The organism is Aurantibacter sp. UH7 (genome assembly GCF_056839165.1).
The window spans coordinates 1,664,572-1,688,102 of the sequence record NZ_CM166388.1; the positions used below are offsets into that span (position 1 = coordinate 1,664,572).

Consider the following 23,531-nt stretch of genomic DNA (forward strand, 5'->3'; position numbering starts at 1 on the left):
CTAATTAACTTCTTTGGATTGGTGTTTCTTTAAAATAGTTTTAGCTCTCCACATCATTCCACCACCAATTCCCATTAAAACTAAACCTGCAACCAAATCAGTCATTTGCTGAACAAAAGTTTCAGTAAACACCATAGCAAATGTTACAATTATTCCAAAAATGAATATAAACACACCTAGCGCTTGGTTTATTTGTGCCGATTTCACTATCGATAGACGTTCAATTTCATTCATAATTTCTATGCTTTTACTTCACTATTTTGTATCGTAATTCTAGTAATATCCTTAAAATTGATAATATACAGTTGCCAAAATACTTAGCACTGCTACGGACCAAATTTTTAGATTGTTCCACCAGTGTCGGTCTTCTTTTTTAATTCCTTCATATATATAATCGTTTGGTAGCATTAATACCAAAATTCCGATTAGTATATAGAGGCCAAAAAATATCATTTTTGCAGTTTCTGCTGAAACTCCGGAAAGCCAATCAAAATTCAACATAGTCTTAGCTTTTATTTTTAGTTATAATTTTTGAACTGAAAACCAAACCTTTCAATTCATCATCTGAGTGTTTCTTGGTCAATAAACTAACTGTAACATTAATTATAAAACCTAATAGGAATGACCACCAAGAAATGTATAAAAACGGATCCTCAATCGTAAAGAAATCTGCTTTGAAAACATTGAGAAAAACGGCAAATCCAATACCAATAACCAGCGCTGAAAGCCCGCCCCACTGTGTCGTACGTTTCCAAAATATACCCAATAATAAAATTGAAAATATTGGGCCTTGAAAATAAGACATAAACGTTTGTATTGCGACATAAATACCTGGGAAATCACTGCTTATAGGTGCAGTTGCAACTCCCAATACCAACAAAACTAAAGTTGTTATTTGACCCACTTTTAAATAATGCTTGTCATCAGCATCCTTTTTAATAAAAGGTTCATATATATCTTTAGTAAATAATGTAGCTGTTGAATTTAAGAGTGAATCTACACTAGACATTAATCCAGCAAAAAAGGCTGCAAACATTAAGCCAACCAAACCTGGTGGCAATATACTTTTTATCATCATTGGCAATGCTTGATCACCATCAGCTAAATCTGGATGAACAACAACAGCCATTAAGCCTGGAAACAAAACCAAAATCGGAATAAACATTTTTAAGGCAGAACCAAAAACCATACTAGCTTTTGCATGCCATTCATTCTTTGCTGTTAAACAACGTTGAACAATAGATTGGTTGCCAATCATATATGCATTTGACATTACAAACGTAAGTCCGAATAATATTCCTGTCCAGGGGAAGGGCGACTTGGTATCAACTGGTTGAATAATATCAAAATGACTTCTATACTCAGGACCCATAGTACTTATCTTTTCAACCATGTTTTCCCAACCACCAACAGCATCAAGACTAAGAAACACTAAAGCAAAACCACCAATAAACATGATGACCATTTGTACTACATCTGTCATTATCACTGCCGTGATACCTCCAAAATAAGTGTATAAACCTACAACGCCAGCAGTAGACATTATAGAAATCCAAATTGGCCAACCCATTAATACATTAAGAAGAACAGCACTTGCCCAAAACAATACTCCTAAATCTAAAGCGAAGAATAAAATCCAAGTCGCAGATGCAATTGTACGAACCGACTTATTATAACGTCTTCCTAAATATTCTGGAATAGTATACATACCCCCGCGCCAGAAATAAGGTATAAATATAAATGCCGCCAATAACATTGCAGGTACTGAACCTACCCAATCAAAATTACCTACTGAAATACCATATCTATATGCTTGACCTGATACTCCTACAAAGTCTAACGCACCAATATCGGAAACTACAATTGACATACCAATTGCCCAGAATGGCAAGCTTCTACCACCAAGAAAGTAATCTTCCGAACTACTAACGAACTTTTTAAAATAAAGGCCCAGTAATAACATACCAACGATATAGGCTATTACAATAAAATAATCGATTCCTGCTAACATCTCTTATGATTATAATTGATTTACAAATTAAGTTTAATAGCACTTAAATGTTTTATTAAATCTTATTGGCTTTACGTGATATATAAACCCATCTATAAGTTTTTATATCCTTTTTGATACTTTATAGGTTAAAATTTATGGTTTGTAGGTGAATCACATCTCACTATGTCTAATAAAATTGAACATTAACCTATACTTTATGTATCCGACATATCTAATATCCCTAACCTATAATTATACTGGTGAAGCTTAAACCCTATTACGTCATAAATCAAAAATCTAATGAAATATTGACTTCACCATCTCAAGACCAATAAAAATGGTCAATTAAGACATGATCCTTTCTTTCTGATTAAAGCTTTTTGCTAAAAACTAACATTATTTTAACCTTAAAATGATTATTAAATAACAAATAGAAAATTTGGGGTAAAATATTATAGATAACTAACAATATACATTAAGTTTTAACAAAAACTTTAGAATAGATTTGTCAGCAACTAACCTATCAAACAAATATTTCATAAAACTAAATCACACTATGAAAAAAAGAAATCTAAATTTTTTAACCTTCTTTTTATTTAGTCTGTTCATGGCAAACATTTATGCCCAACAAGATGTAAAAGGAGTTGTTACTGACGCATACGGAGAATTATTGCCGGGTGTTTCAGTCATTGTAAAAGGAACAGTTACGGGGGTAACTTCAGATTTTGATGGTAACTACAATATAACAGTGCCAGACAATACATCTGTACTTGTTTTTTCATACTTAGGTATGTCAACACAAGAAATAACAGTAGGCAGTCAATCTACAATTGATGTAACCTTAGAAGAATCTTCTGAAAAACTAGATGAGGTCGTAGTTACCGCACTTGGTATTTCTAGAGAAAAGAAATCTTTAGGTTATTCAGTTGCCGAAGTTGAAGGCGATGACATTACCACTGTAACACAAGAAAATGCATTAAACGCCCTAAATGGTAGAGTTTCAGGGGTACAAATTAATTCTACTGGTGGTGCAGGTTCTACTGTAAGTGTAATACTTCGTGGTGCTTCTTCATTAACTACCGATAACCAACCATTATATGTTATAGATGGAGTGCCACTTTCCAGTGGTCTTACCAACATAGGTAGTGCTGGTAGCGGTATTGCGGTTGATTATGGTGGAGGCATTGGCGATATTAACCCAGATGACATTGCCAATGTATCTGTACTGAAAGGCCCAAGTGCAGCTGCACTCTATGGTTCTAGAGGTGCAAACGGTGTTATAATGATTACCACAAAATCGGGTAAAAAAGGTAAAGGCTTAGGTGTTTCTTTTAGTTCTAGTAATGTATATGAAACTCCATATAAGTTTATCGAAAAAAGTACGCGTTTTGCAAATGGCAGTCGACCAGACCCAACTACTACTCAAATTGACGAAACTTCATCTGGGTGGATAGGTCCAGAATTAGATAAAGGTTTAAGTGCTATTCAATGGCCTTATACAGACGCAGAAATAGCAAGTGGAGTTGGTGTTGCTACACCGCTAACTTCTAGAGGTGCGGACAATGCTAAGAATTTCTTCGAGTCAGCATTTACTTCAACCAATACTATCGCAGTAGAAAATAATTCGGAACGCATGAATTATCGTATGTCTTATACGAATATGCAACACGAGGGTTTTATTCCAAATTCAGATTTACACCGACATAATTTTGGTGTCAATAGTGCTTTTGATGTTACTGACAAGTTAAAAATAACTTCAAGTATAAAATATACTATTTCAGGAGCTGACAACCGTCCGTCGACAACAGAAAGAAATGCAAATCCTTTACAAGCATTATATGATATTAATCCACATATTGATATTCGAGATATGGAAGATTATTGGTTAGTTGAAGGCCAGAGTCAAAATACACCATACAACTTTGGTGATGACCCATCAGAATTTGAATACAATAACCCTTATTTCATGGCTTATGAAATAAACAACGGTTTTGAACGCAAAAGACTAATGGGAAATATTCAGTTTGATTACAAACTATCGGACAAAGTTTCTTTAATGGGCCGTTATGCATATAATGATTCTCAAGAGGTTAGAGAAACCACTATATCTAGTGGCTTTAGTAGAGAACCCAACGGTTATTATGGTCTTGCTAATGTAGGTGGCCTTGAAACCAATGCTGATTTTCTACTATCATACAGAGATAAGATAAATGAGAATTTCGATTTCGGTTTATCAGGTGGTGGTAATGTTAGAAATGTAAATACTTACAGTAATTATACTAGAACTAAAAATGGTGGTTCAGGTCTTATTATTCCAAACTTATTTCTATTATCAAATATTGCTGCTGATAATGTTGAGTATGACGAAATACTATCTAGCGAACGTGTTAATAGTTTATATGCCTTAGGTAATATTAGTTATAAAGACATGGTGTATGTTGATGCAACGGTTAGAAATGACTGGTCTAGCACCTTACCTGAAAACAACAATAGTTTCTTATATCCTTCAGTATCATCTAGTATTTTGGTAAACAACATTTTCGATATGGGTAATAACGTGTCTTTATTCAAATTACGTGTTGGTTGGGCTCAAGCTGGTAACGATACAAGCCCTCATAACTTGTATGCTATTTTAAATAACGCAGGTGACTGGGGCGCAGCTTCTCAATTAGCGGTACAATCCGCCTTGAAGAATAGCGAGATTGAAGCAGAATTAAATACCTCTACTGAATACGGTGTGGATTTATCACTTTTCCAAAATCGCTTATCAATGGATTTTACATATTATGAATCAGATAATAAAAATCAGATTTTTAATAAAACATTGCCTGTATCATCAGGAGCTACAAGTAAACTGTTTAATGCAGGTAACCTAAACAGTACAGGTTTCGAAGCTAGTTTAGGTGGTGTTTTAATTGATAGTGAAGATTTACGTTGGAATATGAACTTTACATATACCACTAACAAAACAATTATTACTGAATTAGCAGAAGGTACGGATTATGTTCGTTTTTGGAGTCAAGCAAAAGGTGGAGCATATACTTGGGTTGGTGAAGAAGTTGGACAAATTGTAGATAGAAATTTTGTTCGTGTTGAAGATGAAAACTCTCCTTATTTTGGATGGCCATTATTAGATGATGAAGGATGGGAAAACAGCGATAGTACACTATCTGACGAAGATGGTAATAGAGCTGCTGCCGTAATTGGTAATTACAATCCAGATTTTAAGGTAGGTATGCAGACCTCTATACAATACAAAAATTGGAATTTATCCATGAATTTTGATTGGAGAAAAGGTGGTCAGTTTGTTTCTCAAACACACCGTTATGGAGAATCTGATTTACAAACTACAAGATGGTTAGACAAAGTATATAACTTAAGTGATGTTGGTGATATTCCAACTTATATAAAGGAAAATGCTGATACATTCTTATCTCCAGATGGCGAATTTTATCCTCTTGTTGGTGGGCCAACTGCAGCAGATGGTGGTTTTCCAGTTGATGATTTAAACGATGGTGTGTTTTTACCAGGTGTAATAGGAACTTATGATGATGCCGGTAACTTTACAGCCACTCAAGAAAATATAGGAGGTCCTGGAACACAATACCACACTTATGGTGATAACTACGCTTGGGATTTTACAAGAGCTTCTACTTTTGATGCAGATTATGTAAAACTTAGACAAATATCTATAGGGTATACTTTCTCTAATAAGATTGCCGAGAAAATAGCTATGCGTAATTTATCACTATCACTATTCAGTCGTAATATTATATTATGGACTAAGGCTGGCATAAATATTGATCCAGAATCTGCTTTTCAATACTCAAATGGTAATTTATCACAAGGTGTTGAACGATATAATATTCAACCATGGGCAATACCAGTAGGGATTAAATTAAACGCAAGTTTCTAAATAAAATTAAAAAAATAAGAATATGAAATTAGTTAAAAACATAGCAATTCTATTTCTTTTTGTTCCATTGTTAATTATAGTTTCTTGCGATGATGGTCTAGTAGAAATAAATGAGAACCCAAATGGGATAGAACCCAGTTTGGCTGATCCAAATTTGTTAATAAGCTCAGTTATGACTGGCTTAGCAACAAGCACAACCTCTAGAGGTTACTCTGGTGACACGGGAGCTGCGTCACAATTTATTCAGAAAGATTCATGGTCTAACAATCGTTACGATTGGGAAACTGGTTCTATTTGGAATTCAAATTATGGTTTATTGCGAACTAATAAAGTTGCCTATGAAAGAGCAGTAGAACTGGGTTTAACATTTCATGAGGGAGTTACTTTAATATTAAAATCTATGTTGTTTGGTAATTTAACTGACTACTATGGAGACATTCCTTATTCTCAAGCTTTAAATGGAAGTGGTGATTTAGCTGGAGAACGTCCTTCTTATGATACTCAAGAAACAGTTTACAAGGGTATTATAGCAGATTTAGAATTGGCGTCAAGTCTTTTGGGAGGTTCAAATTATGAAGGTGTTATTGCAAGTCAAGATGTTTTTTATGGTGGAGATGCTTCAAAATGGCAAAAATTAGCCAATTCTTTAGCCTTACGTTATTACATGCGTTTGTCTGAAAAATTACCTTCTTATTCGCAAACAGGTGTAACAGCTACATTAGCAAAACCTCTAATTAGTGAAATTGATGACGAGCTTGTATTAAGTTATATAGGTGGAATTGACTCTCAATCTTGGCCAAGTAGCGGTCAGTTTGGATCCGCTTCTGATTTTTATAGAGTAAAGCCATGTACTACCATGACTGATAAATTAAAAGAGTTAGAAGATCCTAGAATTGCTGTTTGGTTTGCACCAGTAGTTGTGCCTACAAAAGTTGTTCCAGCTGCTGAAGTTCCAGGTGGTGGAGACATGGCTGAAGAAGATGGTGTTCGCTATATTAATGCAGAGACTATGGCTGCAAATAATCTTGCCATCTATTCACAAGATACGTATGCTGCTGAATTAGAAGCAGGTAATAAGCTAGTGGATACAAGTAGTGTTTATGTTGGTTTACCTGTAGCAGTTAGTGCAGTGGACCCCTATGAATATAACTTAAATGCTGAAGGTTCAAGAGGTGGTACAAATGCTTATGTATCTCGTATTAATGAAGTATTTAACCAAAAAGATGACGGGGGTAACCTATTAAAAGCACGTTTATTTTCTTTTGCTGAATTATCATTCTTAAAAGCTGAAGCCGCTGTTAGAGGTTGGGGTACAGATGCCGAAGGAAACTATTTGGCAGGTATACAAGCTTCTTTCGATGTTTGGGGTGTTTCAGATGACTATGCTACTTATGTTGCAAACCCAGATGTTGCATTCGATGGCACATTAGATAAAGTTATGCAACAAAAGTGGATTGCAAATATGTTTAATGGTGACGAGGCTTATTTAGATTGGAGAAGAACTGGTTTACCTGACCTTAACGCAGGTCCTTTTGCAAGAGAAGATGTTATGCCATTACGTTTTATTTATCCAGATGATGAGATTAACAATAATAGTACAAATAACAGCGCCGGAGCAGCTTCATTAGAAGGAACTGCTTACAGTACAACAGATCCTAATGATAGTCCATATGCTAGACCATGGATTGTACAAGGCGTTGCAAAACCTTGGTAATAGAAATGCTCTATAAGAGTGTTTAATACCAATTTATTTACATTGTGTTGTGTTAGTTTTTTTTAATTGCCTGGGGAAACCCAGGCAATTTTTTGAAATAAAGATTTTAAATATTTAGACTAAAATAAGCTAAACAAACTAGCACCATATTAGATGAAAAAATAAGTGCTTCCCCAATAGGTTTCACATATCTAAAAGATGTAAATTAATACCGCTATAATATGAAAAGAATACTAAAAATATCGGTTTTAGCATTATTACTTAGTTGCTTCTCATGCGCTAAAAACACAGATAAATCTGTAGATTTATCAAAAGCTACCATTGTAATTTCCCCATCAATTAGTACTATTTTTCAAAAAACAGCTACAACCGTTTTAACAGAAGAAATAGAAAAAAGAACACAGCTTAGTTTATCCAGTGGCGAAAAAACTTCATCAAATACTATTATTGCTATTGCGCTTAGTAATGATAAAACCTTAGATAATCTTAAAATACCGCAACGTAATGATGACAATGTCGAGTTCAAAAACGAAGGCTATCGTTTGGTATACGAAAGCAATCAGAATAAAAATATTCTTTGGATAATAGCAGCCGATAAAAGAGGAATACTCTATGGCATTGGCAAACTTTTACGTACCGCAAACATGAGCACGGGGGAAATATCAGTTGCGAATACAATTGATATTTCAGAAGCTCCAGAATTAGAGCTACGTGGGCATCAGTTTGGATATAGAAATACTGCTAATTCATGGGATTCATGGACCGTTGAACAATTTGATCAGCACTTTAGAGAACAAGTACTTTTTGGCGCTAATAGTTTTGAAAATATTCCTTTTCAAAAACCAAGTTCAAGTGTTCATTTTAAAGTTGACACACAAGAAATGGAAGTTGAACTCAGTAAAATATGCGACAAATATGATGCTGAATACTGGGTATGGACACCAGCTCCTAGAGATTTAACAGTAAAAGATGCGCCAGAAGAAGGATTAAAAGAACAAGAAGAATTCTACGCTCGTGTTCCTCGATTAGACGGCGTTTTTGTACCCGGTGGTGATCCAGGTGATAATCATCCTTCTGTACTCATGCCCTATTTAGAGAACCTTTCTAAGCTTCTAAAAAAGCACCATCCTAATGCTGGCATTTGGGTTTCCTTACAAGGATTTGAAGAGGAGAAAGTAGATTACTTTTTTAATTATTTAAAAGAGAATAAACCAGAATGGTTACGAGGATTAGTATATGGTCCTAGTAGTCCTCCAATAAAATTGGAGCGTGAACTATTACCAAAAAAATACAAGCATCGTTTTTATCCAGATATTACACATACGGTTCGTTGCCATTATCCTGTGGACAATTGGGATCAAGCATTTGCCTTAACATTAGGTAGAGAACCTAGCAATCCACAACCAAATTATTATGCGAAATTATTTAATCAAGATTCACAATATACCGATGGCTTTATTACCTATTCCGATGGTTCTCATGATGATATTAATAAAATAGTATGGAGTCAATTAGGGTGGAATTCTAAAGTTGATATTGATAATACTATTCTTGAATACTGCCGCTTTTTCTTTGGAAATAAAATTGCAAAAGAAGCAGCTATTGGAATTTTCAATCTTGAAAAAAACTGGGATGGTCCTTTAATAGGAAATGAAATAGTCAAAGAAACTTTAGTGCTATGGCAGCAATTAGAAACTGAAAATCCACAACTGCAAAACAATTGGCGTTGGCAACAACTACTAATGCGTGCGTATTATGATGCTTATATTCAAGAACGATTAACTTACGAAAAGAATCTTGAAAATGAAGCTTACGAAATTCTTAAAACTGCCAAAAACAATGGAGTTGCTAAAACAATGACAACGGCTCTTTCACATCTACAAAAAGCAGATAGCGAACCCGTTTCACAAGATTTAAAAAAGAAAGTATTTGAATACGCAGAAGCTTTATTTAATTCTGTGGGTGCACAAACAAGTGTTACAAAATACAATGCTAGTGGTTATGAAAGAGGAGCAATACTCGATTTAATAGATTATCCATTAAACAACAGATGGTGGTTAGAAGATGAATTCAAAAAAATAGAATCTCTTAAAACAGAAGAAGAAAAATTAGCTCGATTAGAATTTTTACGTTCATATGATAACCCAAGTGCAGGTAGTTTCTATGATAATATTTCAAGCGCAGATGCAAAACATGTAACTTCCAAAACTGATGATGCTATTGATTTTCTATGGGAAAAAGATGGTCTAAGTAGAAAGCGACTTTCAACACAATTATTCCAATTTACGCCTACTTTAGAATACAATGAACTTAATTCTGACTCAGATTATATCATACGAGTTTCGGGTTATGGTGAAGCACTGCTTAGAGCAAACGGAGAGCGTTTAAAAGCTACTAAATATGAAACGGATTTTGAACAATTTAAAGAGTTTCCGCTCCAAAAAGAATTAATAAAGGACGGTAAACTAAAAATCACTTTTGACAAACCCGATGAGGAACATTTAAATTGGAGAAAACAATCTCGAGTTACCGATGTTTGGGTATTAAAACAATAATTTAAAACAACTATCAAATGTTTTATAGAAAATTATCGAATTTGATTCTTCCCATATTTGGGATGATTTTCCTTTTTGGATGTCAAAAAGAGAAAAGCGATTTTTATAAATCAGCAGAAATTCAACAAGGTTTTCCTGATATTCTAAAACCACTCGAAAAAGATATGTCTTTTGAAGTCTTAAGTTATTCAACATTGAATACTAATAATGATTCGATAGGTGTTTATTTTGGAAGTCTTAGACAAGGCGAACGATCTGGTAATTGGATTGCGAGAGCTTCAAATAATGAGCTAAGACAATTGAGCACAGTTAATTTCAAACAAAATTCAAAGTATGAAAAAGATAATGACATCGATATAGAGTTTAATAATTCAACTAATAGAATATCATTAAGAATTAAAGAGTTAGACACATTAAATAATAAAATCATATACTCTTGGCTCGACCAATCTGCTTTAACGGACACATTGGTAATCCAAAAAATTGATAGACCTTTATTAAAAGGAAAAACATTTCCTCAAGTTGAACTTACTAATTTAAATGGAGAGAAATTCAATCTGGATAATTTCAAAGAACAGATTATAGTAATTAACTGGTGGGCTGTTAGGTGTAAGCCGTGTATTGAAGAGATGCCTGGTTTAAATAAATTGGTTGATAAATACTCCGATAAAAGCATAAAATTCCTTTCAATAACTGATGATTCTTTAGATAGGGTTTCCAGTTTTTTAGAAAAGAATGAATTCAAATATGATATAACGTTTATTTCTGAAAATGACAGAGCATTATTTGGTAGCTCATATCCTAAACACATTGTAATAGATAGTAGTAAAACCATCACTTTTTATGAATCAGGAGGATATGAAACTATTTGGCAAAAAATCGACCGACATCTGATAGAACACAAAGATAAATCTACTATTGTAAACTAATTGTTAGCCTGGCGATAGGACAGCATAGCAACACCATCTTTATTAAAGATTTAAGGACTCAATTATTAGATTTTTGAGTCATTAGTTTGGGTGTATTAATAAACAGATAAAAATGATAGATAAAACCAATTCTAAAGAACCTATGGACCTTTATGTAGGTATAGATATTGGTGGCACAAAATGCGCTGTTGTTTTGGGCGATAAAGATTTCAATATTTACGAAAAGGTGTTTTTTGAAACCAAAGTAGAGCGAGGTCCTGAAGTAATTATTAATGAATTTAAAAAGCACATTCATGCGTTTTTCGAAAAGTATGAACGCAAACAATTTGTCAAAATAGGTATTAGTTGCGGAGGTCCACTTAATTCAAAAAAAGGCTTAATAAAATCCCCACCCAATTTACCAGGTTGGGACAATATTCTAATAGTCCAAATTCTTGAGAAGGAATTCGGCATTGATGTAGCAATTCAAAATGATGCCAATGCAGGAGCTATAGCCGAATGGATGCTGGGTGCAGGAGTTGGAACCGAGAATATGATATTCCTAACCTTTGGCACAGGAATGGGTGCAGGGCTCATTTTAAATGGAAAAATATATTCTGGCACGAAAGACCTAGGTGGCGAAGTAGGGCATCTACGTTTAGCTGAAACAGGACCCATAGGTTTTGGGAAAGCGGGCTCCTTTGAAGGTTTTTGTAGTGGGGGCGGAATAGCACAATTGGCCAAGAGCACCGTTAAAAACAAACTAGAAAATAACATTGAAGTTGACTTTTGTAGCACTTTAAATGAAATAGATACTATAACTGCTAAAACTGTATTTACTGCAGCCCATAAAGGTGATGCTGTTGCACTTGGAATTGTAAAAATAACTGCAGAATATCTCGGCAAAGGGCTAGCCTTACTAATAGACATTTTAAATCCGGAATGCGTTGTTATCGGTAGTATTTATGCCAGAAATGAAGCTTTATTAAAACCACTGGTTTATGAAGTACTTCAAAAAGAAGCAATACCAGAAGCATTAGAAGTATGTAGTATTGTACCTGCCAAATTAGGTGATAAAATTGGAGATTTTGCAGCACTTTGTGTTGCATTGCATTAAATAAAAAAAGAGAACAGAAATAGTTTAAAACAATGACCCAAGAAACAATACTTGAAAATTTAATAAAACGATATCCTGCACTTCAATCGTGTAAAGAAACAGTAAGAAAATCGGCAGAGGTATTTATACAATCATATCAAGATGACGGTAAGTTACTAATTTGTGGTAATGGTGGAAGTGCATCCGACTCAGATCATATTGTAGGTGAATTAATGAAGAGCTTTTCGAAAAAACGACCTGTTACTTCTGAAATTAAAAAACAACTTGAAGAGGCTTCAGTAGAAAGAGGAGCATTATTAGCATCGAAACTAGAAAGAGGTTTATCGGCAATCTCGTTAAATGCTCATGGTGGTTTAATTTCTGCTATTTCAAATGATATCGGTGGCGATTTTATTTTTGCTCAACAAGTATTGGGTTTCGGTAGAAAAAATGATGTTCTATTGGCGATAAGCACTTCCGGTAATTCCAAAAACGTGGTAGATGCCTGTATTACGGCCAAAGCAATGGGAATAAAGGTTATTGGTCTACTTGGAGAGACTGGTGGTAAAGTAAAAGAATTATGTGATGTTGCAATTTGTGTACCCGCCACAAATACTGCGAAAGTTCAAGAATATCATTTGCCAATATATCATGCACTATGTATTATGGTTGAAGAAACTTTATTCTAAAACCAATTGAAGAAACAACAATAAAATGCACCGTTTAAAAATTCAGCTTTCTTTACTATTCAGTACACTTATGCTCTTGGTAAGTTGTAAAGAAACTGGTGCATCTAAAAACGAAATAATGGCTGAGAAACAAATTACTTTCAATGCAAAATCTCATGCGCTAGATAACAATGATAATTTTTCTCCAGACGGAAATTTTCTTTGTTATGATACGCGATATATGGTTTTCAACACCAATCTTGCGAATAGTAAATCTATTGAAAAAGTAAATATTACAACAGGCGAAGAAACGGTTTTGTGGCAACCTGAATCTGTCTCGGGAGAAAATGCGGCACCGGGGGTTGCAGCGGTTTCATATCATCCAACAGAAAATAAAGTAATCTTTATCCATGGGCCACAATTAGATGAGATTGAAACTAGAGGATATTACGATATTAAAAATAGAAATGGAGCTATCGTAAGTGCTGATGGTAAAGGGCAATTTTCGATTGCAGATTTAAGAGATGTATCAACAGATAAACCTACTACTCCAGGAGCACAAAGAGGTGGCACACATCGCCATGAATATTCAAAAAATGGTGCACGCGTTGGTTTTACCTATGACGATTTTCTCCAACAAGAATATGACCGAACTATAGGTTATATGGAACCAAATAAAAATTCCCCCAAAGGTTTTAGTCACTATTTCGCTGTATTACTAAAGCCTAAAAAGAAAGGAGAATCAAAACCTGGAGAAATTGAAAAGGCTTACGGCGATTCTTGGGTTGATTCTTTAGGCTCAAAACGTGCATTTATTGGAAAAGTACGGGCAGAAAATGGAGTAGATTATGAGACTTCTCTTTTTGTAGCTGAAATAGCGAATACCGTGGATATTACTTCCGCTTATTCTGGTGATGCAAATACATACCCAGAACCACCAAAAGGGATTATAATAAAAAGATTAACACACAGTACATCTGATGATGGTATTGTAAGAGGTTCTTACGCAGGTGATAAAATCGCTTATTTATCCAAAGATAAAAATGGCATATTACAAGTATTTGTAATTCCAGCCGATGGCTCAGATACCTCAGAAGACCCAAATAAAAAACCAGTACAGGTTTCGAATTATACCTCAGACGCAGATTTTGTTCGTTGGCACCCTTCTGACCAATGGATATTTTCCATAAGCCGAGGAAAAGTATATGCCACATTTGTAGGGAACTCAGATCGTTTTGGAGAATCAATTTTGTTAACTCCAACTGATTTAAATCGAGAAGATTTAGTAGTATCCCACGATGGAAAAACACTCGCATACGATGCACTAATTGCTCATAAAAGTGAATCGCGAATAATCGATGGTGAACAAACTAACCTCTATAAACAAATTTTCCTATTGGATATTGAAGATGCTCTAAAACAATAACAAGCTACAACAACTTAAACCAACTATTTTGAAATCAACAGCTCAAACTAACTCGTACAAGGGTGCATTCGCTCTAATGACAACCCTGTTCTTTATATGGGGCGTAATCGTTTCATTAAACGACATTTTAATTCCGCATTTCAAGGGCTTATTTAATATGAGTTACACAGAAACAATGCTCATTCAATTTTGTTTCTTTGGCGCATACTTTTTAATGGCAATTCCTTCGAGTCTATTAATTGAACGTATTGGATATAAAAAAGGAATTTCTGCCGGATTGATTACTATCGGCTTAGGTGCACTTTTATTTTTACCCGCATCTTGGTCTGTTTCGTATCCTCTATTTTTATTCGGATTGTTTACGATGGCAACGGGTAGTGTTATATTACAAGTAGTAGCAAACCCTTATGTTATTATTTTAGGTAAACCTGAAACCGCATCTAGTAGATTGAATTTAGCACAGGGTATAAATTCATTAGCCACTACCCTTGCTCCTTTAGCTGGTGGGTTTTTAATTCTTGGGCATTATAACAGTCCGCAAGAAGCAGCGGCAGCCGTAGAAGGCCCATATGTAGGTTTGGCAATTTTTGCATTTTTAATAGCCATTGTTTTCTTTTTCTTAAAGTTACCGAAGGTTCTAGAAACGGACGGAGTTAAGGTAAAAGGAAATGTATTAAAATTTAGACAATTGCGCTTAGGAGCAATTGCTTTAATGTTATATGTAGGTGCTGAAGTAACTATTGGGAGTTTTATCGTAAACTTTTTAGGCGAAGATAACATTGCAGGTTTTGCAGAAAAAAAGGCTGCTACTTATATTCCACTTTATTGGGGTGGATTAATGATTGGACGCTTTTTAGGGTCTGCAATTCTACAAAAAGTTAGCGCACAAAAAGTATTGTGTTATTCTTCTTTAGCATCAGTTTTATTACTCGCAGTAACCATTCTCACAAATGGATATGTGGCCATGTGGGCAATGTTGTCGGTCGGACTTTTTAACTCCATTATGTGGTCGAATATATTTACTTTAGCTATTAGCGGTCTTGGCAAATACACAAATAAAGCAGCGGGCATTTTAGTGATGGCGCCTGTTGGTGGCGCAATTTTACCACTGCTACAAGGTGTTTTAGCCGATATGCCTTCTATTGGTTTACATCTATCCTATATACTACCACTTTCGTGTTACGCATTTATTATTTATTATGCACTGAATGGCTATAAATCAGGATCTAATGAATTGGCGCAAGTCGAATTAGGTAATTAAAAACGACGCTGATTATTTTAAGTTTATTACTAAATAATTAATCTTTTGAAAAAGGAACTTTACCCACTTCATGGAATAGTAACAGTTTTAAACACACCTTTTACGAAAGATGATAGAGTAGATTTATCTGCATTAAAGCAAAATGTTTCTAATGCTATTGATGCAGGTGTTGCAGGTTTTTTAGTTCCTGCAATGGCAGCAGAAGTCTATAAACTTACAAACACTGAGCGACTAAATATGGTGGCTACCGTTCTAGAAGTTTCAGACAATTTACCAGTGATTGCTGGTATAGGAGCACAAACAATTGATCAAAGCAAAAAACTATTAAAATCACATTTAGAAATTGGTTGTAAAAATGTGCTTTTTCAAATACCTTATAAAAACGAGACCCAATTTGAGGCACATTTTTCTGACTTAGCTAACCTAGGTCCGGAGATGATAATGCTACAAGATTGGGATTTTTCCGGAGGAGGTTTGCCAGATAGCTTAATCTGTAATCTCTTTGAAAAGTATGAAGCTTTTCGGTGTTTAAAGATTGAAACTGTACCAGCAGGAGTAAAATATTCTAGAATACTAGAAGTAACAAACGGTAAATTAAATTTAAGTGGAGGCTGGGCTGTATCACAAATGTTAGAAGGTCTCAAACGCGGCGTTCATGCGTTTATGCCAACTGGAATGCATTATTGTTATACAGAAATTTATAATCTTTTTAAACAAGGAAAAATTAATGAATCAGAAGCACTTTTTAGAAAAATAGTGCCAATTCTAGCGTTCTCAAATCAACATCTTGATATTTCAATACATTTCTTTAAGCGATTATTACACAAACAAGGTGTTTACAAAACAGCAAATGTTCGAGAACCCATATTAAAATTTGACACCTTTCACAAAGAAATAGCTGCTGTTCATATTAAAAAAATAATTGAACTTGAAAACACATTAAAACTGCAACGAAGCGCTAACTTTTAACAATAGCAAGTGTCATTCTCAACCTTTCTATTCCGGAATTAAATCATGGTATTTCGCAAAATAATAAGGCAATAAATAAAAAGTACCCTCGTGTTCAGAATATCCATTTCCTTCAGAATCATGTAAATCAAATGCATCCCTATCCAGCCTAACGTGCCCTCTTTCATCTATAGGAAGTGCATAAGAATCTACACCCCAACCCATTTCAGGTTCCTGAGCTGGTGTAGTGTCAAAAAGAACATCTAAACGATGCGTATTGTCCATTTCATAACCAATTAAATCTAATGGAATACGTTGAAGGGTTTCCTTTATATATTTAGTGTCTAGACTACTTTTACCATATCGATCAATTACAGATTGAGCAAACAAAGGGTTTTCTTTAAACATCGCGCTTGTATCGAAATAACCTTCGTTTACTTTTTTCGTAAACGAGTTTGCCAAAGCTCCATAAAGCGCATCCCAAAACGCATTTTTTTGCTTACTGATATTTAACCAAGCATATTCCAAAGACAGGCGATACATCATTAGAAGTTCAGGATCCTTCTCGTAATTAATTAGTCCGTAAAAACTCATTAAACCTAGATTGTTATCCCATGGCACGACGTTCTCTGGAGGAAAAAATTCTTTTGGATGCATCGCATTGATATGATAATTTTCTTCATCACGCAGTTTTTTAGCGACTTCATCATATTTAGGGTCTTTAGTAACATGGCTGGCTACATTAAGAAACGAAAGCATCATCATGGAATTTAATCCGCGCTGATCCCAACCCCAAATAGAATTAAAATATTCAGGATCAAAACTGCCCCATCGTGTGGGTTTACCGTCGTAATCAACTAGTTTAAAACTATTGCGAATAAGATGATCTGTTACGTCTGCAACCACTTGTTTAACAGCTGCTTTTTCATCTTCAGTTTCAGCAACCAAATCATAATAAATACCATAATAGAAGTAGTGTCCTGCTAATTCATCTGAGCTAGTATCGCATTTCCATCTGTATTTTCCATCTTCACTTAAAGGAAATCTAGGAAATATATCTTTCCAAAATGGGTCATTTTTCTGGTGTCTTTTATTATACTCTTGACTGTATTGTTCGTTTACCGGTTCGTGCCAATCTACAGGAATAATAACTCGTGCAGGAAAGCCTGGTACTGTAGAAATATCAACTAACCATTTTACAGCTTTAAAACTACGGTCTGCTATTTTCTTCGCTTCCATATCTCCTGTAGCTGCATAACGAAACGCTTGAGCAGCACCATACATGGCCGTATATTGACCGTCGTTATCCGAAATAGCTAATTCATAGCTGTCGATATTAAATTGTTCACTCAAATGATTTTGACAAATAAACCCCATTCGATTATGTCGTTCTTCGGTAAGGTTTGTAAAAAAAGCAGCTTTTTTTTCATAGGTTATTTCCCTCGGAATAATTTGTGAAACTCCGCCATCGGTAGCTATCCAAGCAACACCTTCTTTATCAATAGCAATATCATTTACTTTATTATTCGGCAACCATCGTCGTGTAGAACGATAATAAAAAGAATCACCTTCAGCTCTTATTGCGCCCTTTTCTGTACCAAACCATACTTCACCATTTGGCCCTGCAGCCACACAAGTAAAGGTGTTAAATGGCAGTCCTTCTTTACCCGTAAAAAGTTTCCATGTTCCGTTGACATTTCTGCCAACACCTTCTTTAGAACCAAACCATAAATTGCCTTGAGCATCAACTGCAAGAGCAGCAACATTTTTTAACGCCCAGCTATAATTATCATCGGCAGGTAAAACTTGTTTCCATTTATTTTTTTCATAGTTGACGAACAAACCATTTTCACATCCCAAATAAGTTTTGCCTTTATAAATAATCTCTGTTAATACTTTACCTGAATCAACGGGCAATTTTTTAAATGTAGAAAACAATTGCGATTGGTTTGTTTCATCTGATTTTAACCATTGCTTTCCATTCCATGTATAATTTTCGTTTGAAGTATAAGCTGTAGGAATATTACTGGCGATACTAATTTTATTAATTACTACATCTGGCAAGCCTTGTTTGCTTCCGTGTATAATCGCAACATCTTGTTTAAAGCTCTCTTGTGCATTACATGTTGTACTAAATGCGTTTTGAAAAATTACTATAATTAGTAATAAAAAGATTCTCATTATAATCTGTTTAAAAAGTAGTTTATTAGTTAAGTTTTGTCGTGCCTAAAACTATTGTTGAGGTTCACTTATTACTCCCATATATCTACCCATCCAATACGGTAGTAACCAGATATCGCCGGCCGAATATTCTTCTCTACCATTGCTACCCCCGTTTAATGTGAACATATTTCCATTATGTCTTTGGACACGGCGCTCGTCTGGTGGTAATACTTCTTTAGTTGTCTGCTCTCTAAAATTTGGTTCAATTAATTCGATATCTTTTCTATGGCTATTAGCCAAATCCCAAGTAACAAGATCCATTGGGTGTTCTCGGAGGTACCAAGCTGCTTCATCTAAATCGAAATTTGGCGTGTCTGTAAGCGCTGTCATAATATTCCATGCCCCTTCTTTTTCAGGTCGTTCAATTTCCCAATGATCAATTATTGCATCTTTAAATTTAGTTTTAAGAGAATCGTTAAAAGCATATTTATATAATCCCCAATACCCAACAAAATACATTTCATCATCAGAATGGTTCCAAGATTCAGACAACATTTTACTCCAGTCATCTGCATCGTCTGGAGCCATTGCAACATCTTTCATTGGATACATTAAGTTATCTAAATACCCATGATTCTCCATTAGGTCGAACGCTGTTTCTTTATACTTTTCCTTTTTTGTAAAATGATATGCTGTTTGTAGCATGGCGATAATATTCGAAGAATTTATTTTACGGTCACCCACCATTTTTGGTCTTGCATTCACATATTCCGGATTCCATCTACCCCAAGTTGTAGGTTTACCATCATAATCAACCATATACAAATCATTACTCACAACATGATTCATTAAGGTATCTATGAGGGTAATCGCGCGGTCCTTAAGCTCGTTATCCATAAGCTCTGCCATAACACCAAAAGCGAAAATATGTCCAATTGCTTCATCACTACTGGTAGTACCTTTCCAATCCCATTCAGAATCACTTGAATTATGCCAACGGTCTGGATCATGCAACTTTTCGATGTAACCGCTACGTTCATAAGAACGAGAAGGAAAACCAGGCACAGGATTAATACTATATAATTTTTCCATCGCATCCATAGATTCCATACAATTTTGCAAAGCATCATCAGACTTTGTAACGGCATATCTAAAAACTTCTCCAGCCAAATACATGGTAGTCCAAAGACCATCATTATCAGAATCTGAAAGCCTACCCGAATCAAAGTTTCCGTTCTCCATATCTACTAACGATGCATTAAAACCTAAACGAATATGTCTATCTCTTACTTGTCTTTCATAAAATTGAGCCTTATCAAAAAGGGTCATTTCTTTAAATATAAGTTGCCCCAAACCGGCATCAGTAAGAATTAAAACAGAACCATCAGTTCCTTTAGAAATGTGTTTTATAGTATTCCCAGGCAGCCAACGTTTACCGTAGTAATAATCATATTTACCATCTTGTCGTAATTTAAAAGCACCTTTTGTTGAACCAAACCAAAGTTCACCATCAATAGTTTTTAATACAGTGATTTCGTTATGTGGTAGTTTGTTGTTAAGTACCTCTATAGTTTTACCCGTAGTTGGATCTAAAGTCAAATAGCCAGAATTTGTACCAACTATTAATTTAGAATCATAAAATGCAAAAGCAGTAAGATCATTTTCTTGGTATAATGTTTTCAATTCACTTGTAGAAGTATCAAAACTGCTAATAGATTTTTTTCCTAGTACCCAAAAATTCTTACTGACCTCATCGAACAAAATATCTTGTACTTTATCATTCGCCAATTTACCCGACCATGGGGCTTTTGATTTTGATAAAAATAGTAGTGTAATACCATCGCTTATCAAAAATTCAAAATCATTGCCCGCATCAAAAGTAAACGCACTCGGAAGATTGTGTTTTAGGTATAAATTTCCTGCCCATGCATTACTAAAAACCGCTTCAGCATCTAAATAGACAAATTGATTTTTGAAATTAGTAATACTCTTTACTGCTTTATCAACAAGTGGGCGATACGTTTTATCAAGAACAAGTGAACCCGGATATAAGAATTGACCATCATGGGTACGTAATATTCCTTCTGATGAGGCAACCTGAATTACCTTATTTCTATCCATAGCAACCCTAGAAAAAGAAACTTCTTCATTTGGAGCATCATACTTAATTGCGAAATCTTGTTTATAAGGAACATCTTTATAAACTGGCATTAAACCTTCGGCCACTTGTTCCTTTATCGGACTACTACAAGATAAAAAGAATAGTGAAATAACCCAATAACTATACTGATATACTTTTCTCATTACAACATCAAAATTTAGAAGATTTAGTATTGCGTTTCAATAAGCTACACTTAGAAAATAGCTTAAACACCCAGTAACAAATAAACTTTATTTTGATGCTTTTTACTCCCTATATATTATAAGGTTTACGTATTATTTTACCCTAAAAATTTATCTGTGGTAATATTTTACAGAAAAGTGTTAATATAGTTGAACTATCAATTTTTTGTTAATGAAGGAGGTAAGTCTGATATACCCCATTTTGTATTTGGTTTCGGCCCCATTTTAAATTCTAACGTTCCCCCTTTAGTAATTTCGTCATGATTTAACCATGTTCTATTGAAGGCTTTTCCATTTAATTTTGCCGACTGAATATATTTATTCTCCTTAGAATTATTTTTAGCTTTAATTGTGAAAGTCTTATTCTTTTCGAGCTTTAAAGCAACCTCTCCAAAAAGTGGACTACCAATTGTATAGGTTGTGCTTCCTGGAGCCATAGGATAAATTCCCATTGAACTTAGAATGTACCATGAAGAAAGAGATCCCATATCATCATTCCCTGGCAGACCTCCTGGTCCAATTCTATACATTTCCTCAGTTACTTGTCGTGCTCTATATTGTGTCTTCCAAGGTTGACCTGCATAATTATATAAATATGCCACATGATGCGAGGGTTGGTTTCCCTGTACATATTGACCAATTGTACCAACTACTCCGACATACTTTGGTGGAGATATAACCGGACTCATTTCAAAAAAGGTGTCTAATTTATCGATAAATTGATTTTTATTATCAAAGAGGTTTATTAGTCCTTGTGGGTCGTGTTGTACTGACCAGATATATTGCCATGCATTAGATTCTGTATAATGACGATTGGGGCGACGACCAACCAATAATGGGTCAAAATATTTGTAATAACTATGGTCATCTAATGTTACAATCTCTTGTTCTTTATCGCCTAATTCTGGTAAAAACTTACCATCATATTTTTTAGGCCTCATGAATTTTGTCTTAGAATCCCAAACATTCTTATAATTATACGCCCTTTTTGTAAACAGTTCGTAATCTTTTGTTTTACCTAATTCTTTTGCTAATTGAGCGATACACCAATCATCATAAGCCAATTCTAGAGTATTCGGAACAGCCTCTGTTACTTTATCAATTGGTGCATATCCTTTTTCTAAATAATACGTGAGCCCTGATCTACCAGCTTCATGAGGCACCGGAGCTTTAGGAAGTTCCAGTGCTTTTTTACGCATAGCTTTATATAAAAGCTCAATATCAAAATCGCGATACCCTTTCATATATGCATCTACAATCACAGGAATTAAATGATCACCAACCATCGATTCACCATATACATTTAAAAAATGTTGGGCAGGCAACCAACCAAAATTTTCGACTTTTGCCGCAATCGATTTTATATAATCATTGACATGTTCCGGAGAAATTAGTGTCATTAATGGATGTTGGGTACGATAGGTATCCCAACAAGAGAATGATCCATAAAAATCAAAACCTTCTGCTTCATGTACTTTTCCATCTGAGCCAAAATATTTTCCATCTACATCTTGCGAAATATATTGCGACAATAAAGAATGATACATAGCTGTATTAAAAACCTGTTTTTGATCTTCCGTGCCTTCATTTACCGTTATTTTAGAAAGTTCTTTATTCCAGATTTTTTTTGCATTTTCTCGAACTCCATCAAAATCCCAATCGGATATTTCTTCATGTAAGTTTTTACGAGCACCTTCAATACTTGTATATGAAATACCAACTTTAATTAAAACCTGTTCATTTTCTTCGGTATGATATTGAACAAAAGCTCCAATTTTATCACCAACCTCAGCATTCTTGTACGGAAAAACACTTCCATCAGATTCAGGTGTTTTGTAACTGGCATCGAAAGTACCATAATATAAAAATGGCTTACTGAACTCGGCTACAAAGTACACCTTACCAAGTCCCGCAGCTTTTGCACCTTCAATACGATTATTATCAATAATTTTTAGTTCGGAAAGTTCACCTTGAGTCATATCACCAATTTGATGTCCCACGTCTAAAATAATTCGCGAATTCATTGATTTCGGAAAAGTGTACCGATGAAATCCTGCTCTTTGTGTGGAAGTTAATTCTGCTTTCACATCATAATCTTTAAGCTGTACAGAATAATAACCTGGTGTGGCGGATTCTTCCTCATGATCAAATCTAGAACGATACCCTGCATCAGGATTTTCCAAAGAACCGGGCACAATTTTCAACTTAGAACTAGTTGTGGGCATCAGTAAAATTTCACCGCCATTAACCATTCCTACCCCACTCCAATGTGTATGACTAAAGCCCATTATCGAACTTTCAGGATAAATATAACCCGCACAGTATGTCCACCCTTCTGTGTTTATATCCGGACTCAAATGCACCAATGCATTTGGCAGTGAAGCTCCGGGAAATGTGTGTCCGAAAAAATCGGTACCAATAAATGGGTCTACATAATCAACAGGTTCTTTGGTTTGCGAATAGCCGAGTTGAAAAAATACAACAGCCAAAATAAATGTGTTGATTACTTTAAAAGGGTATTTCATATTTTCTAAGTTGAG

At 34.8% G+C, this 23,531-nt stretch carries 15 protein-coding genes; 9 read left to right on the forward strand and 6 right to left on the reverse strand.

The annotated features are described in order from the left end of the window. The 3 genes from UH7x_RS07105 to UH7x_RS07115 are packed head-to-tail and all read right to left on the reverse strand — an operon-like array spanning nt 1 to nt 2,011. Nucleotides 1-234: a hypothetical protein gene (locus UH7x_RS07105; RefSeq protein ID WP_482363027.1), complete on the reverse strand. Its 234-nt coding sequence runs from the start codon at nt 232-234 to the stop codon at nt 1-3. A 51-nt stretch (nt 235-285) separates the two neighbouring features. Further along, a complete protein-coding gene (locus UH7x_RS07110) occupies nt 286-501 on the reverse strand; it encodes a hypothetical protein (RefSeq protein WP_482363028.1) in 216 nt (71 codons plus the stop codon). Between the two features lie 4 nt (nt 502-505). Next, the gene (locus UH7x_RS07115; protein ID WP_482363029.1) at nt 506-2,011 is read right to left on the reverse strand and encodes a sodium:solute symporter family protein; all 1,506 of its coding nucleotides are present in this window, start codon (nt 2,009-2,011) and stop codon (nt 506-508) included. Between the two features lie 538 nt (nt 2,012-2,549). Here UH7x_RS07115 and UH7x_RS07120 point away from each other — a divergent pair. The 9 genes from UH7x_RS07120 (at nt 2,550) to UH7x_RS07160 (ending at nt 16,506) form a co-directional block, all read left to right on the forward strand. Next, a complete protein-coding gene (locus tag UH7x_RS07120) occupies nt 2,550-5,909 on the forward strand; it encodes a SusC/RagA family TonB-linked outer membrane protein (protein WP_482363030.1) in 3,360 nt (1,119 codons plus the stop codon). A gap of 22 nt (nt 5,910-5,931) precedes the next feature. Beyond that, entirely contained in the window at nt 5,932-7,623 is a 1,692-nt protein-coding gene (locus tag UH7x_RS07125; RefSeq protein ID WP_482363031.1) for a SusD/RagB family nutrient-binding outer membrane lipoprotein, read from the forward strand. A 221-nt stretch (nt 7,624-7,844) separates the two neighbouring features. Then, the gene (locus UH7x_RS07130) at nt 7,845-10,178 is read left to right on the forward strand and encodes a hypothetical protein (RefSeq protein WP_482363032.1); all 2,334 of its coding nucleotides are present in this window, start codon (nt 7,845-7,847) and stop codon (nt 10,176-10,178) included. Between the two features lie 17 nt (nt 10,179-10,195). Beyond that, nucleotides 10,196-11,107 (forward strand): TlpA family protein disulfide reductase, encoded by a 912-nt coding sequence (locus tag UH7x_RS07135; RefSeq protein WP_482363033.1) that lies wholly within the window; start codon nt 10,196-10,198, stop codon nt 11,105-11,107. A gap of 112 nt (nt 11,108-11,219) precedes the next feature. Then, entirely contained in the window at nt 11,220-12,203 is a 984-nt protein-coding gene (locus UH7x_RS07140) for an ROK family protein (protein ID WP_482363034.1), read from the forward strand. A 32-nt stretch (nt 12,204-12,235) separates the two neighbouring features. Beyond that, nucleotides 12,236-12,871: a D-sedoheptulose-7-phosphate isomerase gene (locus UH7x_RS07145; protein ID WP_482363035.1), complete on the forward strand. Its 636-nt coding sequence runs from the start codon at nt 12,236-12,238 to the stop codon at nt 12,869-12,871. 25 nt (nt 12,872-12,896) lie between these two features. Beyond that, nucleotides 12,897-14,276 (forward strand): DUF3748 domain-containing protein, encoded by a 1,380-nt coding sequence (locus UH7x_RS07150; RefSeq protein ID WP_482363036.1) that lies wholly within the window; start codon nt 12,897-12,899, stop codon nt 14,274-14,276. Nucleotides 14,277-14,304: 28 nt separating this feature from the next. After that, on the forward strand, nt 14,305-15,537 hold the full coding sequence (locus UH7x_RS07155; protein ID WP_482363037.1) for a sugar MFS transporter: 1,233 nt from the start codon (nt 14,305-14,307) through the stop codon (nt 15,535-15,537). A 45-nt stretch (nt 15,538-15,582) separates the two neighbouring features. After that, the gene (locus UH7x_RS07160; protein WP_482363038.1) at nt 15,583-16,506 is read left to right on the forward strand and encodes a dihydrodipicolinate synthase family protein; all 924 of its coding nucleotides are present in this window, start codon (nt 15,583-15,585) and stop codon (nt 16,504-16,506) included. Between the two features lie 27 nt (nt 16,507-16,533). Here UH7x_RS07160 and UH7x_RS07165 read toward each other — a convergent pair whose 3' ends face one another. The 3 genes from UH7x_RS07165 to UH7x_RS07175 form a co-directional block, all read right to left on the reverse strand. Then, nucleotides 16,534-18,666, reverse strand: a complete 2,133-nt coding sequence (locus UH7x_RS07165; RefSeq protein WP_482363039.1) for a two-component regulator propeller domain-containing protein — start codon at nt 18,664-18,666, stop codon at nt 16,534-16,536. Between the two features lie 51 nt (nt 18,667-18,717). Then, complete coding sequence (locus UH7x_RS07170; RefSeq protein WP_482363040.1) at nt 18,718-20,952, reverse strand: hypothetical protein; 2,235 nt, start codon at nt 20,950-20,952, stop codon at nt 18,718-18,720. A gap of 197 nt (nt 20,953-21,149) precedes the next feature. Then, nucleotides 21,150-23,516, reverse strand: coding sequence for a GH92 family glycosyl hydrolase (locus tag UH7x_RS07175; RefSeq protein WP_482363041.1), 2,367 nt, complete (start codon nt 23,514-23,516; stop codon nt 21,150-21,152). Nucleotides 23,517-23,531 lie beyond the last annotated feature (15 nt).